Genomic DNA, 18940 nt, shown 5'->3' on the forward strand with positions numbered 1-18940 from the left:
TCTGGCGTTGCTGGACTGGCGAAAAGAAGCGAGGGAGAAATCGCCGCGACTCAGTGGCCTGTCGAGCTCTGCTGAGCGGATGGAAGTCGTCAGCGGATCAGCCTCTTTGTTGCAAACAGGCTAAGACCTCTTGTTACAGAGCGTTAGCCACTGATCCGGCTGAAGTCAGCCAGAACCGATGCCTGGTTGTTGAGAACACCCAACAGATTGAGGCGGTTGGCGCGGATCGATGCGTCCTCGGCCATCACCATCACGCTGTCCTCTCCATCAAAGAAATTCGCAAGGGCCGAAGCACCAGCGATCAGTCCCTGGGCCAGTTGGGCGTAGCGATCGGGATCACTGCCGGTGGCGACAGGCTCCAGGCTGTTCAAAACCGAAAGCATCCCGGCTTCGCTGGACTTCTCAAAGAGGCTTGCATCGACAACAGCGCTGGCCGAAAGAACCGTCTGAGGCAGATCTCCTTTGGTGGCCAACTTCGCAGCACGGGTGACCACGGCCTGGACAGCGGTGAGCTCGCCGCCAGAGCGCAGGCTCTGGAGGAGAGAGGCCCGTTGACGCGCATCACCCGGGTCGGCCAGGAGCCTCTCGAGAGAAACCGTTTCACCAGCGACGGCTTGAACCAGATCGGAATCAATGGCGGCCTCTTCCAGCAGGCTCTGCAGGCGTTGCCCCATGAGCTCGGAGAGTTCCTGAGCTAATGCCGCTGCATCGACCTTGAAATGGGGCAGCAGCTTGGCCCAATGCTGCGTCGCACGTTCCAGGAGGGTCTTGATGTTGAGGCTCCAACCTTGATCCCAAAGGATCTGGAGGATGCCGTTGCCAGCCCGGCGCAGGGCATAGGGGTCCGAGGAACCGGTGGGACGCTCACCCTTGGCGTAAATGCTCAGAAGCAGTTCAAACCGCTCCGCGAGCGCCACCACAGCACCTGCCACCGAACTTGGCAGGGCATCACCAGCCCCCTTGGGTTGGTAGTGCTCCAGCACAGCCAGGGCCACCTCGCGGGGTTCACCCTCGGCGAGCAGATACTTGCCGCCCATGACGCCCTGCAGCTCAGGGAACTCACCAACCATCTGGCTGACGAGATCGTGCTTGCACAGGTGAGCCGCGCGGGTGGAGTGGCCGGCCACCTGGTTCGGCAGCTTGAGCTGCTCGGCCAGTAGGGCAGTGAGCCACTCGAGCCGCTCAACGCGATCGAGGAGTGAACCCAGGCCCTCAGCAAAGGTCACCCGCTTGAGCTGCTCGCGCCGCTCAGCGCTGGCGACGGCGCGGTCGGCCTGGACAAAGAACTCAGCGTCAGCCAACCGGGCCTTCAGGACCCGTTCGTTACCCCGGCGGACGGTGTCGCTGGCCTCGGCAAGGCCATTGCCAATGCAGAGGAACCGCGCCAGCAAACTCTTGCGGGCGTCCAAGGCCAGGGGGTCGGAATCCGCGTCCTTGCGATACAGAGGCACGTAACGCTGATGGGCACGCATCACGGTGCTCAAGACCTCCGCGGGCAGAGCCAGGTAATGGTCCGCAACGCTTCCCTCGATCAACAGGGGGGTCTCAACGAGATCAGTCAGTTCCTCAAAGAGGTCACTGGGTAAATCGGGAACCGCATCCAAGACGGCGGCACTGCGTTCAACGCTGGTGCGAATGAATGAAGCCCGATCAGAGCGATTGACCACCACCCCGGCGTCGGCCAGGGCAGCGGCATAGGCATCGGCCGACGGGATCGCCACGGCGTCGCTGTAGAGACGGTGGCCACGGCTGGTCTGGCCGGACTGCACGACGGGGTCGCTACCGGAGAGGGTGACGGGGATCAGCTCGGATCCCAGCAGCGCCACCAGCCAACGCACGGGCCTGGAAAAGCGGCTTTCTCCCACGCCCCAACGCATAAAACGACGGCCCTGGAGGGCTGCAATCCACTGGGGAATGGCCTCCGCCAGGAGCTCACGGGCGGGGCGCCCGGCTTCCAGTACTTCCGCAAAGACAAACGGACCCTTGGGGGTGTCACGCACCTCAAGGGCAGCGGGATCAACACCGCAGCGCTTGGCAAAACCTATGGCGGCCTGGGTCGGGACACCGTCTTTGAACGCCTGTGCTGCGGGTGGCCCCTTGCGCTCATCGCGCAGATCGGGGGCTGATTCAGGCAGATCACTCACCTGGACCACCAGGCGACGGGGAGTGCTGGTGGTCTCAACCTGGCCGTAGCTCAGTCGCGCTGCACTCAGATCACGCTTCACCGCCTGCTCCAGCTGCGGCAGCGCCAGGCGCGCAAAATCCGCGGGCAACTCCTCAGTCCCGATCTCAAGCAGAAAGGTGGACACGGAGCAGGCAGCCTCAGCAGCCGATCAGCTTATTGAAACGGCTCCGAAGTCAAGCCTGGTCGACGCTTCGCTACGTTCAAAGATCACTGTTTGTGGTGCGTGAGCGTGGCCGAAGGGCAGTCCGTGGGGCAAGTGGAGCAGAAGAGCCCCGAGGAACGGACGTTTTCCCCTTCGATCGCCACAGGCGCAGAGCGCACCAAGTTTGAGCAACTCAAGGCCGACAGCGACTACCTGAAGGACCCTCTCGCTGCAGAGCTGCAGAACGACCTGAGTCACTTCAGTGACGGGGCCGTTCAGCTGCTGAAATTCCACGGCAGCTATCAACAGGACAACCGCGAAAACAGGCAGAAGGGTCAAGAGAAGGACTGGCAGATGATGCTGCGCCTGCGCAGCCCCGCTGGACGGATCCCGGCCGGCCTGTATCTGGCGATGGATGAGCTGGCCGATCGCCTCGGCAATGGAACGCTGCGGGCTACCACCCGTCAGGCCTTCCAGATGCACGGCATCCGTAAAGGACATCTCAAGGAGGTGATCGGCACCATCATTCGCTCGATGGGTTCGACCTTGGCGGCCTGCGGCGACATCAACCGCAACGTCATGGCACCGGCGGCCCCCTTCGAAAAAGGCGGTTATCCAGCGGCCCGCCAGTTGGCCAACGACATCGCTGACGTCCTCAGCCCGCAGGCCGCTGAGGGCAGCTACCTGGACCTCTGGGTCGATGGCGATCTGAGTTACCGGATCAAACCCAGCCGCCCCGTGAAGAAGGCCCGCGAGCGGCAACAGGAAGGGGGTGTCTTTAGCGGGGACGCCAAAGAGCCTCTGTACGGCGGCACCTACCTACCCCGGAAGTTCAAGGTGGCCGTGACGGTACCTGGGGACAACTCCGTCGATCTGCTGACCCAGGACATCGGCCTGGTGGCCTTTGCTGATGCCAACGGCGAACTCCGTGGCTGCAACGTTTATGTGGGTGGTGGCATGGGCCGCACCCACAACAAGGAGGAGACGTTTGCCCGCACAGCTGATCCCCTCGGCTATGTGGCAGCTGAACACATTTTTGATCTGGTGCAGGCGATCCTGGCCCTGCAACGGGACCACGGTGACCGCAACAACCGTCGTCACGCACGTCTCAAGTACCTGATCCACGATCAAGGCATTCGCTGGTTCAAAGACGAACTGAAGGCGAAGTACTTCTCGCACCCGATCAAGGGTCTACGACTTGAGCCCAAAGCCAAGCTTGAGGACTATCTGGGTTGGCATCGCATCAGCGCCGGCAAGTGGTTCGTCGGCATCCCGCTGTTGTGTGGCCGTCTCTCGGGCGATCTCAAGCGGGGCCTTCGCCAGCTGGTGGAGACCTATCAATTGGAGATTCGTCTCACCCCGAACCAGGATCTGCTGCTCTGCAACATCGGCACGGCCCAGCGGGCTGCAGTCAAAGAAGCCCTCGCCGCCCTTGGCGTTGAGACGCCCGAAACACCGGACCAACTGGCGCGTCACGCCATTGCCTGTCCTGCGCTCCCCCTCTGCGGGCTAGCGGTGACCGAGGCCGAGCGGATTCTTCCCGATGTGCTGGCGCGGCTGGATGCACAACTTCGGCGCCTCGAGATTGAGAAATCAATCCTGGTGCGCATGACCGGCTGTCCAAATGGATGCGCCCGTCCCTACATGGCTGAACTGGGCCTGGTGGGTGATGGCGTCAATCAGTACCAACTCTGGCTTGGTGGAACACCGAACTTGAATCGTCTGGCTGAGCCCTACCTCGAGCGGATGCCGCTGGAGAAACTCGAAAGCACGATTGAACCGCTGCTGAAGGGCTGGAAGGCCGCAGGCGGCCGGCGCAGCTTCGGTGACTATGTCGCCAAGCTCGGCCGCCAGTCCGTTGAAGAGCTGGTCCGCTCAGCCGTCTGACGCACGGCCATAGATCGCCTCGCTCTGGCTCCGCTGCCAGGCCCAGAGCTGGTCGCCGTAGCTGAAGTGCCACCACTCGTTGGGGTGTTGGGCGAAGCCCTGCGATTCCATCGCATCAGCGAGGAGTCGGCGTCGTCGATCCCATTCGAGGGCCTGTTGGCGCTCCACACCGTCAGGCGTCGTATCGGCAACGGTGCGGTAGTGGTGCGGCTCTGATACAGCACCGATCGCGTCGATGTCAGAACCCATGTCGACGAGTTCGCCCGCCCCATCCAGCAGGGTGAGATCAACCGCCGCTCCGGTGCTGTGGGGAGGTGGTGTCGCAGGATCCAGGCTGGGCGGAGCCCAAAAGCGACTCACCTCGTCAATGACAGACGCCACGGCTGGGCTGGCCGAGCTGGGGTTTAGGCCTCGAGTGCTGCACTGCTGGGCGATGGCGTAGTCCACCATGAAGCGCTGGACAGCAATCGGACGCCAAGCGTCAAAGATCGCCAGGCGGTAGCCGGGTTCAGCCGTGCTTAAAACCGTCTGGGCCTGGAGGAGGCGCTGAATGACTCCGGTGCGGAGGCGAAAGGGACAGGCACCCTCGCCATAGGGGGCACCAACGGCGACATAGGGGTGGGGTTCGATCCGAAAGAGAGCCGCAGGCAAGGCGGCAAGCGACTCGGCGCAGTCGCGGATGACGATGTCACTCCAGGGCCGCAGGTGCATCAGTTCAGGCGGGCAGCTTGGGCGACCCGATGACGCTGGTCGCTCAGCACTTTGGCAAGGCCCGGGTGTTGATCCAGATCAGGATCCTCCGCCACGATCTCCTGGGCCACGCGGCGGGCCTGCTCCAGCACCTCCCCGTCGTCGGTGAGGCTTGCGAGCGCCAGATCTGGCAGGCCACTCTGGCGGGTGCCCAGGACCTGACCGGGACCCCGCAGGCGCAGGTCCATTTCCGCGATCTCAAAGCCGTCGTTGGAGCGCACCAGCACCTCTAGGCGCTGCCGGGCGAGCACATTGCGGCTGTCGTTTACCAGCAGGCAGTAGGACGCCGCAGCCCCTCGGCCAACGCGTCCGCGCAACTGGTGCAACTGGGCTAGACCGAAGCGATCGGCGTGGTCAATCACCATCACGCTGGCCTCGGGCACATCCACGCCCACCTCGACCACGGTCGTACTGACCAGCACCTGCGTCTCGCCGCTCGCAAAGGCTGTGATTGCCGCCTGCTTCTCAGCACTGGGCATGCGTCCATGCAGCAGTCCGACCTGGAGGTTCGGGAAGACCTGCTCGCTGAGCTGCTGATGCACATCGACGGCAGAGCGCAGGTCCAACTTCTCGGACTCCTCCACCAGGGGCAGGACGACATAGGCCCGCTGGCCGAGGGCCACCTGCTCTCGAATCAAGCTATAGGCCTCGTCGCGATCGGCGCTTGCCAAAAGGCTCGTGCGAATGGGGGTGCGGCCAGGCGGCAACTCGTCGATTTGGCTGACCTCCAGATCACCGTGAATGGAGAGGGCCAAGGTCCTTGGGATCGGCGTCGCCGTCATGGTCAACAGGTGAGGCTGCAGGCCCTTGTCCAGCAGGCGGTTGCGCTGGTGGACGCCAAAGCGATGCTGCTCATCGACGACCACCAGACCCAAGCGCTGGAACTGAACGGGATCCTCCAGAAGGGCATGGGTCCCCACCAGCATCTTCAGGGTTCCATTGGCCAGGTCCGCCAACAACTCTCGCCGCCGGCGCAGGGGTGTCGACCCGGTCAGTAGGGCGCAGGTGACATGGAGTTGGGGCAGCCACTCGCAAAGCTTGCGGTAGTGCTGTTCAGCCAACACCTCCGTCGGTGCCATCAGGGCCCCCTGGCAGCCGGAATCAATCGCGGTCAGCAGAGCAGCGATCGCGACCACGGTCTTGCCGCTACCGACATCCCCCTGCACCAGACGGGCCATCGGCTGGTCTCGCCGCAGGTCAGCCCGGATCTCCGCCAAGACGCGCTGCTGGGCTCCGGTGAGGGGAAAAGGGAGCAGCTGCAAAAACGCCTGGAGCAATGCGTCACCCTCAACCGCCAGGGCAGGGGCGGGACGACTGGTGAGCTGGCGGCGTCGCTGCAGCAAACCAAGCTGCAGCAGAAGGAACTCGTCAAAGACCAGACGGTGGCGAGCCTCGCTCAGAGACGCCTGGCTCGTCGGACCATGGATCTGGACCAGGGCCTCCGGCAGCGGGACCAAGCCCTCCCGCGCCTGCAGCGAAGCCGGCAACGGATCACCCCATTGGCCTGCAGCCGCCACCACGGGACGGATCAGATTGCGCAGGCGTTCGGCGGTCAGCCCTTCGGTCAGGCCGTAGACAGGCAACAGGCGGCCAATCTGGTCACTGCGAACCGAGGCATTGGGACTCTCCAGGACCTCCATCAAGGGGTCCTGGAACGCCGGTCCGTAGGGGGTCTCCTTCACCAACCCGCTAATGGCAACAGAGGCCCCAACGGGATAGTTGCGCTGTTGGGCCTTAAGCCAAGCCGGTGAGCTGAAGCGCTTCCCCGCAAAGAACTTCGAGACGCGAATCCGGCCGGTGATATCGGCCAAATGCAGCTCGAGGATCGAGAGATTCGGGTTACGCGGGCTGGTGAAGCTGTGACTGCGGCGAACCGTGGCGACGATCGTGGCCGTCTTGCCGGGCTCGAGGCCGGCGATGCGCACCAAGTTGGCGTAGTCGAGGTAGTCGCGGGGGTAGTAGCGAACCAGGTCTCGGGCAAGCCAAAGATCCAAGGCAGCGAGGCGCGTGGCACTTTTTGGGCCCACACCGCGGACCTCGCTTAAGGGGGTATCCGGTTGGATCGTCTGGGAACGTGGAGCGCCTGGGGACTCACTGGAGAGCAGGCGCAGTCGAGGGGGAGAGACCGGCTGAACCGGCTGAAGGGCCTTCTGCAGTTCAAACAGATACTGTCGGCTTCGGCGCACCAGGCTCTGGCGGCGGGACTGGCTCAGTTCGCCATACCGAGCAAAGTCACTGGCCAGCTCCCCCAAGCCAGAGAAGCGCTGGCGATCGAGCTCCTCCGGTGGCGCCGCCAGGGCACGCTGCAGAAAGCTGCTGAAGCGCTCCTTGCGGCCAAGCAGGTCCTCAAAACCACGCTCAGCCTCGAGCTGGAGCGCCTGTTGCAGAGGACGCAACCAAGCCTGGAGCGCTAGCTGCGATCCGTTGCTGGATTCTGGGTGGGGGCGCTGTCCTGAAACCACTGCTGCTCTGCCTCGAGGGCACTGACCCGGCGCTGCCAGGTGCGATACCGCTTGGCCATTGTGCGCAATGTGCGGCGCCTCTGTTCCAAGCGCTGACGGCAGGTGCGCAAACGGGGTTGTTCAAACTCCAGATCCGGACCACGCAACAGCAGGGTCAAGACCTCGGTCGGGGCGAGGGAGGGCGCCGCTGGATTCAGGGTGAGAGGCAGAGCCATCCGCAGGACATTGGCTGGTGCAGGCAGGGCCTCGACCTGTCCATCCAAGACCGCATCCAGGAGATTCAAAGGGAGCAAGCCCTGCGCCAGACCGACACGCATCATCTCCACATTGATGGCATGGGAGAGGTTGCGCAGACGTCGGCGCAGAGCACGATCGAAATGGGCCCACCAGCGCACCTGAAGCAGGGGATCGCGAGGCAGATGCGAACTGACGACGTCCGAGTCGAAGCTCTCGAACGGAAGGCCTTCGGAATCGCCCACCTCGTCCCCAGACTCCTCAACCTCAGGGGTCTCGGACTCGGAGGACCGTGCTGACAGGGTCTCAGAGGCCATCGAGAACAGGGACTGAAGCAGGGCTAAATCCGCCTCAGGCGGAGCTGGCTCGGCAGACGGAACCTCGTCTTCCTCGGTTACAGGAGGACGCGAAGTCAAGGGTGGCAATCCCGGCACACCTCGGTCAAACAGATCGGCCCCCAGGGGGAGATCCAGGCTGAGATTGATCGACTGGGGCAATGGAGCCTCAGCAGGCCGTTCAACGGGCGGAGAGCTCGGGGTGGCTTCCTCTTGGCCCTCCAGCATGCTTTGCAGAATTTTTTGCTGCTCCTGCAGCTGCCGGCGCTGTTGCTTGCGGGCCTGCTGGGCGGCCAGACCCATCACCTGCTCGACGGTGAGCAGGGAACAGGACCGTTTCACCAAACTTTGGAGACGCCGCTGAAACGTCTGACGGCGCTCTGGTGTCAGCTGGTTGTAGCGCTCAGGAACCACCTGGGTCGCCAAATGAAAACAGGCCTGCTGCACGCTGTGCAACAGGCCATCCCGCAGAACCTGCAGGTACAGGGCGAGGTCGCGATAGAGGGCCGGAGTGAACTCCTCTTGCTGCTGAAGCAGCGAGAGGAGTTGTGCCTTGGCCTCGTCCAGGGATCGTGTGTTGGGATCCAGAGGACGACTCACGGGACCAGAGCGCTGAAGGGACGAATCCCGATCAAGCAGCCTGCATGGCAGCAACTTCAGCCGCGAAGTCCATCTTCTCGACTTCGATGCCCTCGCCCAGGTTGAAGCGAACGAAGCGGCGCACCTGGATGTTCTCGCCGACCTTGCCGGAGACCTGCTTAACCAGTTCGTCGACGGTCAGGGCGCTGTCCTTGATGTAGGCCTGATCGAGGAGGGACATCTCCTTGAGGCGCTTGCCGATACGGCCAGCCACGATCTTCTCCTTCATCTCCTCCTTCTTGCCGGCGAGGTCATCGCGGCCCATCTCGATCTGCTTCTCGCGCTCTGCGACTTCAGCGGGGATGTCCTCGACCTTGACGTAGTCAACGTTGGGGCATGCAGCGACCTGCATGGCCACGTTGCGCACGAGCTCCTGGAAGATCTCGCCACGGGCGACGAAATCAGTTTCGCAGTTCACTTCAACCAGAACGCCGACGCGGGCACCGGTGTGGATGTAGCTACCGATCGCGCCCTCAGCGGCGGCACGGCCAGCCTTCTTCTCGGCGGAGGCAATGCCCTTCTGACGCAGCCACTCGACGGCCTTGTCCTTGTCGCCCTTCGTTTCGTTGAGGGCCTTCTTGCAGTCCATCATCCCTGCGCCGGTCATGTCGCGCAGTTCTTTGACGAGCTTGGCGGAGATCTCAGCCATGGTGCGTTGCGGTGATGAAGAGGGGAAAAATCAAAACAGGGGCCCAACACCGAAGAGCCTCCCCTGGGGGAAGCTCCTGGCATCAACCACTGGGGTCAGGAACGAATCAGGCCTGAACGTCGTCGTAGGCAGCTTGCTCGTTGGAGCCGTGGCGACCTTCGTTGATGGCATCCGCCAGACGGCCGAGCACCAGTTGAACGGAGCGCACTGCGTCGTCGTTGCAGGGGATGGGCACGTCGCAGAGGTCGGGGTCGCAGTTGGTGTCGAGCATGGACACCAGGGGAATGTCCAGCTTGCGGGCTTCGAGCACGGCGTTCGTCTCGCGGCGCTGGTCCACCAGGACCACCACGTCGGGGAGGCGACGCATGTTCTTGAGACCACCCAGGTACTTCTGCAGGCGGTCCAGCTCGCGGCGCAGGACTGCGGCTTCCTTCTTAGGACGCATGGCGATGGCGCCGGAGGACTCCATCCGCTCGAGGTCCTTCAGGCGGTCGATGCGGGCACGCATCGTGGTCCAGTTGGTGAGCATGCCGCCCAGCCAGCGCTGGTTCACGTAGGCAGCACCACAGCGGCTGGCTTCGAGGGCAATCACCTCAGAGGCCTGCTTTTTGGTTCCCACAAACAGGAAGCGCTTGCCGCTGCGTGCGGCACTGCGGACCCACTTGTAGGCGTTGTTCATGCAAACTGCGGTTTGCACGAGGTCAATGATGTGGACGCCGTTGCGCGCGCAGTAGATGTAGCGCGACATCTTGGGGTTCCAACGGCGAGTTTGGTGCCCAAAGTGAGCACCCGCCTCCATCATTTCGGCGAGAGTGACGACAGCCATGTTGTGTTGAGGTTTCGGGTTTGCCTCCACCTGCCAGGGATCCACCGAACAGGACGAACCTGAATCACCGGTTGATCACCCGAAACGCGCAGGTGTGCGGATTGAAAGTGCCTGTAAACACTACCAAACGGGCCTTCTGCTCAGCGCAGACCGGCGGCCCGAGCCTCGGCATAAAGCGCCCTGACACCGATGCGATTGAGAGGAAGCCGGAGTAGCTCCATGGCCCATGCCGCTTGGCCCTGACGAATCAGCCAAGCCAGCAGCGGCCGAAGGCTGCGCTCATTCAAGAGACCACCCAGGGTCAGTAGCTCCCAGAGCACCCGATGGAGGATGGTGAATTGAATGATGAACCGCACCCGCCGGGTGGGGTGTTTTTTGTAGAAGACCAGACCCATCTTGGCCCGCTCCCCCTCGACGGCGATCAGGCGGGGGACCTGCTCCAAGCTCAGGGGCGGGTGCCAGTGATAGCCAACCGCAGCTGGACAACGGACCAGGACGACGCCCATCTGCCGCAGCCGCTCGCCCAACTCCAGGTCTTCCCAGCCATAGAGCCGGAAGCGTGTGTCAAACAGACCACTGCGCTCAAGAACCTCACGGTCAATCGCGACATTCCCGGTGGCGAAATAGGCCCAGGAAAGATCGCGGAGCTTGTGGGGCTCGCTGGTCGGATCTTCAAAATTGGCGGTGTTGATCACCGCTCCATAGGTGAAGCAGAGGCGATCGCCCCGCTCCTGCCAGCTCTGGTTCAGCTGGCTGGCGTGACTCAGGAGAAAGTCCTCCGTCACCACCAGGTCGCTGTCAATAAAAACAATCACGTCACCGCGGGCGTGATCTACCCCGCGGTTGCGCCCCTCAGCCGGTCCACCGTGGTCCTGTTGGACCAGGCGGACGTGGGGGAGATCGGCCTGATGGCGGCCCAACCAAGCCACTGTGTCGTCGGTGGACCCGTCATCCACCACCACCACCTCGTAGTTGCTGATCGGTGCAGCCAGTCGCTGGCTCTCGAGGGCACGCAGGCACTTCTCGAGAATCGGAAGACGGTTGTAGGTGGGGATGACGACGCTGAGGAACATGGCCAGGTCGACGATTCGAGCAAAAAAAAGGGATCCCTCAGGATCCCAGAACAGTCAAATTGCGAGAGCTGATCAGTCAGCCGCGCCGCCGTTGTTGGCGGTGCCGGTCACGCCATTACCTGCGCCTTCGCCGCGACCGTCGTTACGCATCTTCCGCTTTTTGAACTTGCGGGCGTACGCGCGGTTGCGCTCTTGCTTTTCCTTCTTGAGGTTGCGGCGTTTGGCCATCGAAACGGCGTGAAGTTCGGGTTAGTCCCCACAGTACTGAATCGCCCTCAGTGCTGAACGGTTAACGCGGGCTTTCCTGCCTCCAGCAGACGGCCATCCTCCATGCGCACCAGGCGATCAGCGATATCCAAGATCCGCGGATCATGGGTGACCATCAGGACCGCACAGCCCTGATCGCGGGCCAAACGCCTTAAAAGTTCCACCACCTCACGACCCGTTTGCGAATCCAACGCTGCGGTGGGTTCATCGGCGAGCAGCAAGCGCGGGTGGGCGGCGAGGGCACGGGCAATCGCCACGCGCTGCTTCTGACCGCCGGAGAGGTCATGGGGCAACTTATGCAGTTCGTCCCCGAGGCCCACGGCACGAAGCCACTCCCTGGATTGATCACGCCGGGCGCGGTAGCTCAGGCCAGGCAGCAGGTCCGATCCCATCTGGACGTTTTGCTCCGCCGTCAGGCAGCGCAGCAGATTGTGTCCCTGAAAGATCATGCCGATCGAGCGGCGCAGCCGCTGACGATCGCGGCGACCGGCACCGGCCAGCTGTTGGCCCAACACCTCTACGGATCCTTCTTGAACGGAGCGCAGGGCGCCGACAAGGGTCAGCAGGGTGGTCTTGCCGCAGCCGGAGGGTCCCGTCAGCAGTACGACCTCGCCGGCCGCAACGGTCAGGTTGACGCCCTGGAGGACCTGGCGCCGCATGGTCCCCGATCCATAGAAATGGGAGAGCTCCCGAAGATCAACTGCAGCGGAGGTGGCCATCGGGTCAGAAAATCTCTGCGGGATCGGCGTCGGCCAGGCGACGCATGGCCAGCCCTGCTGAAGCCATGCACATCACCAGAATCATGCTGAACACGGTGATGGCGCGGGCGGAGTCCATGAACACCGGCAGTTGGGTGGCAGAGCGCACCATGAGATAGAGGCCCTGGCCTGCGGCATAGGCCGGGAGATAGCCAAAGGCGGCCAGCAGCAGTCCTTCGCGGGCAACGACCCCCAGCAGGCTGGGCAGCTTGTAGCCCATCGCCATCAAGGTCGCGTACTCCGGCAGGTGGTCACTCACGTCGGAATAGAGCACCTGGTAGACGATCACGCAGCCAACGACGAATCCCATAGCGGCCCCGAGCGTGAAGATGAAGCCGATGGAGGTGCTGGTGCGCCAGTAGTTCTGCTCGAAATCAATAAAGCCCTGCTTGGTGAGCACCTTGACGTCGCTGGGCAGTTGAGCCTGCAGACGTTGGGCGACGGCGATGGGATCGCTTCCGGGTTTCAGGCGAACCAAGCCGACCTCGATGCTCCCGGGCGGGGTGTTGGGAAGCAGATCGATGAAGGTCTCCGAGCTGGTCAGCAGATTTCCATCCGCTCCAAAGGAGGTTCCCAAGCCCACCAAACCAGCCACGCGGACGCGCTTGCCGGCAATTTCACTCTCCACCGTGCGCCCCTCACGGAACCACTCGGCCACCGGTCCAAATTCCGGTCGGGACTGCTCATCAAAAAGAACCCGCCCCTTTTGAGTCAGCGCCCGCGCCTTTGGGGCCAGCGAAGGATCGGTGAAGAGGGGATCATTGGGCTCAAAGCCCAGGGTCAAGATGGAGCGTGTGCCCCGCGTTTCGGGGTTGCGCCAGAGCAACAAATTCCAGTGAACCGGCGTAATCCCCTCCACCTCTAGGGCCGCCATGGTCTGGACCAAACGGCGCTTGGGGAAGCCCGCCATGCTCACCGAACTGGTGGATCGGGGACTGATCAGCACCAGATCGGCGTCAAACAGCCGGTGGATCGTGACGCTGGCATCAAACAGCCCGTCACGGAAGCCCAGCTGCATGAACATCAGGATCCCGGCAAAACTGATGCCCGCAAGCGCTACAGCCAGACGCACTGGCTGCCGGGTTAAGAGCAGCAGGGCCAGGGGAATGCGCCGGCGTTGCCAGATCCCCTCAAACCAACGCTGAAGACTCACGGCTCAAAGCGCGCGATGACCTTCAGGCCCGAGAGCTGCTGCACACGCTTGGCATCGGCGGGATCCAGGGCGAGTCGCACTTCGACGATGCGAGCGTCCGCATCGCCCGTGGGATCGGTGGAGAGTACATCTCGCTGCCGGATCTGCGGTGAAATCCGCAGCACTTCAGCCTTCAGCTTGCCGCTGAAGCCTCCGTTTTCACTGATCAAGGAAGCACTCTGGCCCAGGCGAATCCGACCGATGTCGCTTTCGTAGACCTCGGCGATCGCCTCCATGCGGTCACTGGCGCCAACCGACAGGATGCCGTCCGAACCAGGACGCTCCCCAGGACGGGCATAGACCCGCAATACCGTCCCATCAATGGGTGAGCGGAGTTGGCTGTCCCTAAGGTCAACTTCAATGCCTCGCTTCTCAGCGAGGGCTTGACGCCGTTGTCCTTCGAAGGTCACCAGCTCGTCTTGCTTCTCCTCCAGGAGCACCATGCTGGCGGCACCTTCCCTGGAGGCTTCGCGATAGCGACTCACCTCACGACGCTGCATCGCGATCGAGCGATCCAGGGTGCCAATACGGGCATTGATCGCCGCGAGATCAGCCAAGAGTCCGGGGCGGTTATCAAAGGTGGCCAGGATCTGACCGCGCTTGACCCGGTCACCTTCTTGGACCGAAAGGCTGCTGATGCGGGGGCTGCCGCCCATCGACCCCATGGGAGCGGCCAGCTTGCGGACGTCGCCGGCGGGTTCCAGTCGACCCAGGGCCGAAACGGATTCAATTCTGGGTTGAACAACCGGGGCCGGAGGCACCGGGGCGGGCCGGTCCAGGGCACGACCAATCACCACGGCAAGCAGCAGCAGAGCCACTGCTCCACCGCCACTTCGCCAGGGATATCGCTTCAGCCACTGCAGCATCACTGCAGGGGCAGTGGATCGTCGAAGAGCAACTCCTCGATGTAGCGATCGGCCCACTCGGGATTGAAGGCTTTCTCGAGCACGCGGCGGGTCTTGTCGTTGCGCTTCTGTTGCTGGCAATACGAGAGCTGGCCGCTATGTCGCCTCACCGTATCTGGGTGATCGATGGGCTGAGGAACGGCCTCTGCACTGGCCTCACCCAACACCCGCAGAAAATCACTGACGAGCTCGATAAAGCGTTGCTCTTCCGCTGCATCCGCAGGACGGACAAACCGGACATAAGGAGAAAAGATCGTCCCCCACTCAGGCAGCTCACGCTCCTGGCTGAACGCGCGCTTCGGCAGGGCCTCCAGACGCTGAAGGACCGCCTGCGGCAGGGCGCCATCCACGGGCGAGAGATCAACGATTGCAGCCGAGACCACGCCACGGCCGGCAACGATGTCCGCCCCAAAGACGGGCAGGTCATAGCGGGGGTCGGGGAAAAAGACGCAGTGGAGGATCTGCAGGCCGGCTCCAAGCCGTGCGGTTTCCAGGTGCAACTTGCGCAGACCGCGGCTGGAGCGCAATTCATTGCGGATGAAGAGGTCCTCCCCATCGAGGCTGCCGCTAATGGCCTCCAATTGGGGATCCACCGCCAGTGGCTGCAGCTCCGGCAAGGAGGACCACTGCTGACGGATGCGCTCAGCGAGGGCGTCAACGAGCGGATGAATGCCGAGGGCAGCAGAACTCATCGGGGCTGAAGCGGCGACCGTCCTGGCGATCCTGCCAGCAGAATGGGGCGAACCACAGGTTCTCAATCCGTTGTCAGGTCTGAACACCGCTCCGCTGCCTGAACCGCAGCGTGGTCAGCTCGCCAACGGAACGTCCCTGGTGCAACTCGATCTGCCGAATGCACCTGTGGTCTGCCTTGACTTTTGGTGCCGCTCCGGCAGTGGAGTGGAGGCCCCCGGGGAGGCGGGGATCGCCCACTTCCTCGAGCACATGGTCTTCAAAGGAAGTCACAGCCTTCAAGCCGGTGAATTTGACCAGCGCATCGAAGCGCTTGGGGGCAACAGCAATGCAGCCACCGGCTTCGACGACGTGCACTATCACGTCCTGATTCCGCCCGAAGCCTGCGCTGAAGCACTGGAGCTGCTCACTGATCTGGTGCTTCAACCGCGCTTGGACCGGAGCGATTTCGACATGGAGCGTCAGGTGGTGCTCGAGGAACTCGCCCAGAGCGAGGACCAACCGGAAGAAGTGGCTTTTCAGCAGCTGCTCAAGCAAAGCTGCCTGGATCACGCCTATGGCAAAGCGATCCTGGGCGATCGGGACGCACTCCTTGGCCACACCCCGGAGGCCATGGCGCGCTTCCATGCCCGTCATTACCGCGCCGATCGTTGTTGCCTTTCGGTGGCAGGGCCGCTGGCGGCGTTGCAACTGGAAGAGCAACTGCAGCGCTCAGCCTTGGCGCAGTTGCTCCCCTCCGAAGCCGACGCAAGGCCTGCTCCACTGCAGTTCATGCCCGGTGAAGAGCGACTAGAACTGCCCCGGCTGGAGGCCGCCAGACTCTTAATGGCCTGGCCGCTGCCCGGAGCTGCAGACCAAATGTCCGTGGTTGGCGGGGACCTGCTGACCACCCTGTTGGCGGAGGGACGGCGCAGTCGCCTGGTGGAGCGACTGCGGGAGCAGCTTCGGCTGGTGGAAAGCGTCGATCTCGATCTCAACGTCTTGGAGTCCGGCTGCCTTGTCTTGCTTGAGGCGGTCTGTGAGCCCGAACACCTCAGCCGTGTTCGAGCGGAAATCAATGGGGTCCTGAAGGCACTGGAGCAGGAGATCCCAAGCGAAGCCGAGGTGGAGCGCGCCCGGCGATTGGTCGGCAACGGCTACCGCTTCAGCCTGGAGGCGCCAAGCGCCGTCGCCGCGATGGTTGGCAACAGCGCGCTGTGGGATCGCAAGCACAACCTCCAAGCCCCGCTCGACTGGCTCGAGGAATGGGACGGACAGCGCCTGGTGCAGGACGTCGTCCCCCAACTGCAGCCGGAGCGGGCCTTTGTGTTGGAGGCGGTTCCAGCATGATCAGCGCCGGCGTGCAACAACGTGAGCTCAGCGGAGGCTGTCCGCTCTGGCTCATCGAGCGTCCAGGTCCAGCCATCCTCTCGGCCAAGCTCTGGATCCGCGGCGGAAGCAGCGCCGACCCCTCTGGCCAGCGGGGAGCTTCCCAACTGCTCGCGGGGGTGCTGAGCCGGGGCTGCGGGCCGTTCAGTGGCGACGCCCTGGCTGATCTCGTTGAAGGCCGGGGCGCAGGACTGCGCTGTGAGGCCGCCGAAGACGGCACCTTGATCAGCCTGAAGTGCGCCAGTGATGACGCGGCTCTCTTGCTGCCGCTGGTCCTGCAGATGGTCACCAGCCCGTGGCTGGTCGAGGACCAGGTGACCCTCGAGCGTCAACTCAATCTGCAAACCCTGCAGCGGCAGAAAGAGGACCCTTTCCAGGTCGCCCACGATCAACTGCGTCAGCAGCTCTACGGCTCAGGGCCCTACGGCCACGACCCCCTGGGTGTTGAGGCCGAACTCTGCGCATTGGCTCGCCCGCAACTCGAGCAGATGACCCACCAGCTCGGGCAAGAGGGTGCCGTGATGGTCCTGGCGGGCCAGATCCCAGCGGAGCCCGAGCAACTGTTGCTGCATCAGCTCGAGGGCCAGAGCTGGAGGACCGAGGCACCAAAGCGCCTGGCCGGCGCCTCCGGGCTCAAGCAGGTCTCACTGGCGAGCAACGTCGATGAGACCGAGCAGTTGGTCTTGATGCTGGGGACCACCACTGCTCCCCTTGGCAGTGAGCAGGCCCTGGCCCTACGGCTGCTGCATTGCCACCTGGGCATCGGCATGTCCAGCCGCCTCTTTGTGGCCCTACGGGAGGAACACGGCCTGGCCTACGACGTGGGGGTGCACTACCCCGCGCGCCTCGGGGATGCCCCCTTCGTGTTCCATCTCTCCAGCTCGAGCGATCGTGCTGAGGACGCCACCCGCGAGCTGCTCAATGAATGGCTGCGCCTGCTCGAGGAGCCCATCAGTGATACACAACTCCAGCTGGCCAAGGCGAAGTTCAAAGGTCAGGAGGCCTTAGGGCGCCAAACCTGCAGCCAAGTGGCCGATCGCCACGCCCTGGTCCTCGGCCATGGCCTGCCCTTCGACTTTGCCGATCGCTGTCTTCTCGAAGCTGAAGCGCTGACGCCGAGCGATCTCCACCAAGCAGCGCAGGCGCTGCTGCAGGGAGCGTCCTTGAGCCTCTGCGGACCGCAGGACGCGATTGAGGCAGCAACGGCGGTCTGGACGGGGCATCCACTGAACCGGTCTTAAACCGGTTCCAGTTGCTTGAGCTCCAGCAAAAAGGTGCCGCGACGGAAACGGACGGCAACTTGATCCAAGGCTTTGAGGGCCACCACCTGGCCAACCTCGTCGGCGTCGATCAAATCAGGTGGACGCAGCATCGACATCGCGTCGGCTGTCTTGAGATAGCTGGGTTGAGCCAGCAGACGCACCTGAGTGCCAACGCTGATGGATTCCTGGGACATCGGTCGTTGCAAGACCACCACTCTCCTGCAGGATGGTCCCACTGAGAGGCCAACTGTGCGCGCCCTTGCCAACTGGAGTGGTGCCCTCGCTGGATTGCTGCTGATCCTCTGTGGAGGGTTGATTCAGGCCGCGATCCCTTGGCCAGGCAGCCAGGGCGTCTCGTTCGTGCCCCTGCCCATGACCTTGCAGGTGCCAGCCCTGCTCTTTACGGCCTTGGTCTGCGGACATCGTCCGGCCATGTTGGCCGGCATGGCCTACATCAGCCTGGGGCTCTTCCAGCTCCCGGTTTTTCAGGGTGGCGGCGGGTTGAGCTACATCAGCGATCCCGCTTTTGGCTATCTGGCTGGGTTCCTACCAGCTGCCTGGCTGACCGGCCGCCTCGCCCAACAGCAGGACATGGATGACCTGCTGAATCTTGTGGCTGCAGCGGTCCTGGGGCTGTTGATCCTTCAGGGTTGCGGCCTGGCCAACCTCCTGCTCGGCGGGCTGTTCCAGCGCTGGGGCGGACAGCTGCCCCAGTTGGTGCTGACCTACAGCCTTGGGCCACTGCTCCCCCAACTGCTCCTCTGTTGTGCGGTGGCCGTTCTCGCCTGGCTGACCCGACGCCTGTTGTTGCTGGACCGTTGATGAAGCGGAGCTACTGGATCGCCATCGCCGTTGTGCTGATGGACCAGATCAGCAAGGCCTGGGCCGTGGACCATCTGGCCGGAGTGGGCGTTCGTCCGCTGCTTCCAGGACTGCTCCAACTGCAGCTGGTCTTCAACAGCGGTGCGGCCTTCAGCATGCTGGAGGGAAACGCCAACCTGTTGGGAGTGGTCAGCCTCGCGGTCGCCGTGGGGCTTGTGTTCTGGATCCAGACGAGCGGTCCACTGGATCGCTGGCAGGCCATGGGCCTGGGGTTCTTGCTGGGGGGAGCCGTTGGCAATGGAATTGACCGCTGGCGCTTGGGGCGGGTGGTGGACTTCCTGGAGTTTGTGCCGATCTCCTTCCCGATCTTCAACCTCGCGGATGTCGCCATCAACCTCGCGGTTCTTTGCCTAGCGCTCTCGCTCTTTCCCGCTTGGCGCAGGCACTAATCAAGGGGATCATCGGAGCGCGTGGTCAAGGAGCCCTTGACCTCC

The 18940-nt window shown here is 63.2% G+C and carries 18 protein-coding genes; 5 read left to right on the top strand and 13 right to left on the bottom strand.

Annotated elements, in window-relative coordinates; all coding sequences use genetic code 11:
• Positions 1 to 143: 143 nt before the first annotated feature.
• Positions 144 to 2309: a glycine--tRNA ligase subunit beta gene (gene glyS / locus ACXIQ9_RS01230; RefSeq protein WP_459015080.1), complete on the bottom strand. Its 2166-nt coding sequence runs from the start codon at positions 2307 to 2309 to the stop codon at positions 144 to 146.
• Positions 2310 to 2408: 99 nt separating this feature from the next.
• Here glyS and sir point away from each other — a divergent pair, with 99 nt between their 5' ends.
• Positions 2409 to 4214, top strand: coding sequence for a sulfite reductase, ferredoxin dependent (gene sir, locus ACXIQ9_RS01235; protein WP_459015082.1), 1806 nt, complete (start codon positions 2409 to 2411; stop codon positions 4212 to 4214).
• On the opposite strand, the gene ACXIQ9_RS01240 is transcribed toward sir, so the two are convergent.
• The 11 genes from ACXIQ9_RS01240 to ACXIQ9_RS01290 all read right to left on the bottom strand — a co-directional run bounded on the left by ACXIQ9_RS01240 (position 4203) and on the right by ACXIQ9_RS01290 (position 14996).
• Positions 4203 to 4925 (bottom strand): M15 family metallopeptidase, encoded by a 723-nt coding sequence (locus ACXIQ9_RS01240; RefSeq protein ID WP_459015084.1) that lies wholly within the window; start codon positions 4923 to 4925, stop codon positions 4203 to 4205. The two genes, sir and ACXIQ9_RS01240, sit on opposite strands and share 12 nt — an antisense overlap.
• Positions 4925 to 7360, bottom strand: a complete 2436-nt coding sequence (gene recG, locus ACXIQ9_RS01245; RefSeq protein WP_459015086.1) for an ATP-dependent DNA helicase RecG — start codon at positions 7358 to 7360, stop codon at positions 4925 to 4927. The genes ACXIQ9_RS01240 and recG overlap by 1 nt, the downstream gene beginning before the upstream one ends.
• Positions 7361 to 7374: 14 nt before the next feature.
• The gene (locus ACXIQ9_RS01250) at positions 7375 to 8595 is read right to left on the bottom strand and encodes a hypothetical protein (RefSeq protein ID WP_459015088.1); all 1221 of its coding nucleotides are present in this window, start codon (positions 8593 to 8595) and stop codon (positions 7375 to 7377) included.
• A 31-nt stretch (positions 8596 to 8626) separates the two neighbouring features.
• The gene (tsf, locus tag ACXIQ9_RS01255; RefSeq protein WP_010316911.1) at positions 8627 to 9283 is read right to left on the bottom strand and encodes a translation elongation factor Ts; all 657 of its coding nucleotides are present in this window, start codon (positions 9281 to 9283) and stop codon (positions 8627 to 8629) included.
• A gap of 106 nt (positions 9284 to 9389) precedes the next feature.
• A complete protein-coding gene (gene rpsB, locus ACXIQ9_RS01260; RefSeq protein ID WP_010316910.1) occupies positions 9390 to 10109 on the bottom strand; it encodes a 30S ribosomal protein S2 in 720 nt (239 codons plus the stop codon).
• Positions 10110 to 10249: 140 nt separating this feature from the next.
• A complete protein-coding gene (locus tag ACXIQ9_RS01265; protein WP_247478312.1) occupies positions 10250 to 11182 on the bottom strand; it encodes a glycosyltransferase family 2 protein in 933 nt (310 codons plus the stop codon).
• A 72-nt stretch (positions 11183 to 11254) separates the two neighbouring features.
• The gene (locus ACXIQ9_RS01270; protein WP_006850288.1) at positions 11255 to 11410 is read right to left on the bottom strand and encodes a hypothetical protein; all 156 of its coding nucleotides are present in this window, start codon (positions 11408 to 11410) and stop codon (positions 11255 to 11257) included.
• Positions 11411 to 11457: 47 nt separating this feature from the next.
• Positions 11458 to 12168, bottom strand: coding sequence for a DevA family ABC transporter ATP-binding protein (locus tag ACXIQ9_RS01275; RefSeq protein ID WP_459015093.1), 711 nt, complete (start codon positions 12166 to 12168; stop codon positions 11458 to 11460).
• 4 nt (positions 12169 to 12172) lie between these two features.
• Positions 12173 to 13360: an ABC transporter permease DevC gene (devC, locus tag ACXIQ9_RS01280; RefSeq protein ID WP_459015095.1), complete on the bottom strand. Its 1188-nt coding sequence runs from the start codon at positions 13358 to 13360 to the stop codon at positions 12173 to 12175.
• Positions 13357 to 14265, bottom strand: a complete 909-nt coding sequence (locus ACXIQ9_RS01285; RefSeq protein ID WP_459015097.1) for an HlyD family efflux transporter periplasmic adaptor subunit — start codon at positions 14263 to 14265, stop codon at positions 13357 to 13359. Before ACXIQ9_RS01285 ends, devC begins: the two co-directional genes overlap by 4 nt.
• Entirely contained in the window at positions 14265 to 14996 is a 732-nt protein-coding gene (locus tag ACXIQ9_RS01290) for a phycocyanobilin:ferredoxin oxidoreductase (RefSeq protein ID WP_247478306.1), read from the bottom strand. The genes ACXIQ9_RS01285 and ACXIQ9_RS01290 overlap by 1 nt, the downstream gene beginning before the upstream one ends.
• On the opposite strand from ACXIQ9_RS01290, the gene ACXIQ9_RS01295 reads away from it, so the two are divergent.
• A complete protein-coding gene (locus ACXIQ9_RS01295) occupies positions 14974 to 16323 on the top strand; it encodes a M16 family metallopeptidase (RefSeq protein ID WP_459015099.1) in 1350 nt (449 codons plus the stop codon). The genes ACXIQ9_RS01290 and ACXIQ9_RS01295 overlap by 23 nt on opposite strands.
• Complete coding sequence (locus tag ACXIQ9_RS01300; protein ID WP_459015101.1) at positions 16320 to 17603, top strand: M16 family metallopeptidase; 1284 nt, start codon at positions 16320 to 16322, stop codon at positions 17601 to 17603. The genes ACXIQ9_RS01295 and ACXIQ9_RS01300 overlap by 4 nt, the downstream gene beginning before the upstream one ends.
• Here the strand turns inward: ACXIQ9_RS01300 and ACXIQ9_RS01305 are convergent.
• Complete coding sequence (locus ACXIQ9_RS01305) at positions 17600 to 17818, bottom strand: DUF3148 domain-containing protein (protein WP_010316884.1); 219 nt, start codon at positions 17816 to 17818, stop codon at positions 17600 to 17602. The two genes, ACXIQ9_RS01300 and ACXIQ9_RS01305, sit on opposite strands and share 4 nt — an antisense overlap.
• Before the next feature lie 55 nt (positions 17819 to 17873).
• On the opposite strand from ACXIQ9_RS01305, the gene ACXIQ9_RS01310 reads away from it, so the two are divergent.
• Positions 17874 to 18446, top strand: coding sequence for a biotin transporter BioY (locus tag ACXIQ9_RS01310; protein ID WP_459015104.1), 573 nt, complete (start codon positions 17874 to 17876; stop codon positions 18444 to 18446).
• Positions 18446 to 18895, top strand: coding sequence for a signal peptidase II (gene lspA / locus ACXIQ9_RS01315; protein WP_010316882.1), 450 nt, complete (start codon positions 18446 to 18448; stop codon positions 18893 to 18895). Before ACXIQ9_RS01310 ends, lspA begins: the two co-directional genes overlap by 1 nt.
• The last annotated feature ends 45 nt before the right edge of the window (positions 18896 to 18940 follow it).

The sequence above is a fragment of the Synechococcus sp. LTW-G genome (assembly GCF_054459035.1).

Bases quoted from the DNA above. Each gene is read 5' to 3' on its own strand.
- ACXIQ9_RS01240 (WP_459015084.1), bottom strand. From the start codon at position 4,925: ATGCACCTGCGGCCCTGGAGTGACATCGTCATCCGCGACTGCGCCGAG.
- tsf (WP_010316911.1), bottom strand. From the start codon at position 9,283: ATGGCTGAGATCTCCGCCAAGCTCGTCAAAGAACTGCGCGACATGACC.
- rpsB (WP_010316910.1), bottom strand. From the start codon at position 10,109: ATGGCTGTCGTCACTCTCGCCGAAATGATGGAGGCGGGTGCTCACTTT.
- ACXIQ9_RS01265 (WP_247478312.1), bottom strand. From the start codon at position 11,182: ATGTTCCTCAGCGTCGTCATCCCCACCTACAACCGTCTTCCGATTCTC.
- ACXIQ9_RS01270 (WP_006850288.1), bottom strand. From the start codon at position 11,410: ATGGCCAAACGCCGCAACCTCAAGAAGGAAAAGCAAGAGCGCAACCGC.
- ACXIQ9_RS01275 (WP_459015093.1), bottom strand. From the start codon at position 12,168: ATGGCCACCTCCGCTGCAGTTGATCTTCGGGAGCTCTCCCATTTCTAT.
- ACXIQ9_RS01285 (WP_459015097.1), bottom strand. From the start codon at position 14,265: ATGCTGCAGTGGCTGAAGCGATATCCCTGGCGAAGTGGCGGTGGAGCA.
- ACXIQ9_RS01295 (WP_459015099.1), top strand. From the start codon at position 14,974: ATGCCGAGGGCAGCAGAACTCATCGGGGCTGAAGCGGCGACCGTCCTG.
- ACXIQ9_RS01290 (WP_247478306.1), bottom strand. From the start codon at position 14,996: ATGAGTTCTGCTGCCCTCGGCATTCATCCGCTCGTTGACGCCCTCGCT.
- ACXIQ9_RS01300 (WP_459015101.1), top strand. From the start codon at position 16,320: ATGATCAGCGCCGGCGTGCAACAACGTGAGCTCAGCGGAGGCTGTCCG.
- ACXIQ9_RS01305 (WP_010316884.1), bottom strand. From the start codon at position 17,818: ATGTCCCAGGAATCCATCAGCGTTGGCACTCAGGTGCGTCTGCTGGCT.
- lspA (WP_010316882.1), top strand. From the start codon at position 18,446: ATGAAGCGGAGCTACTGGATCGCCATCGCCGTTGTGCTGATGGACCAG.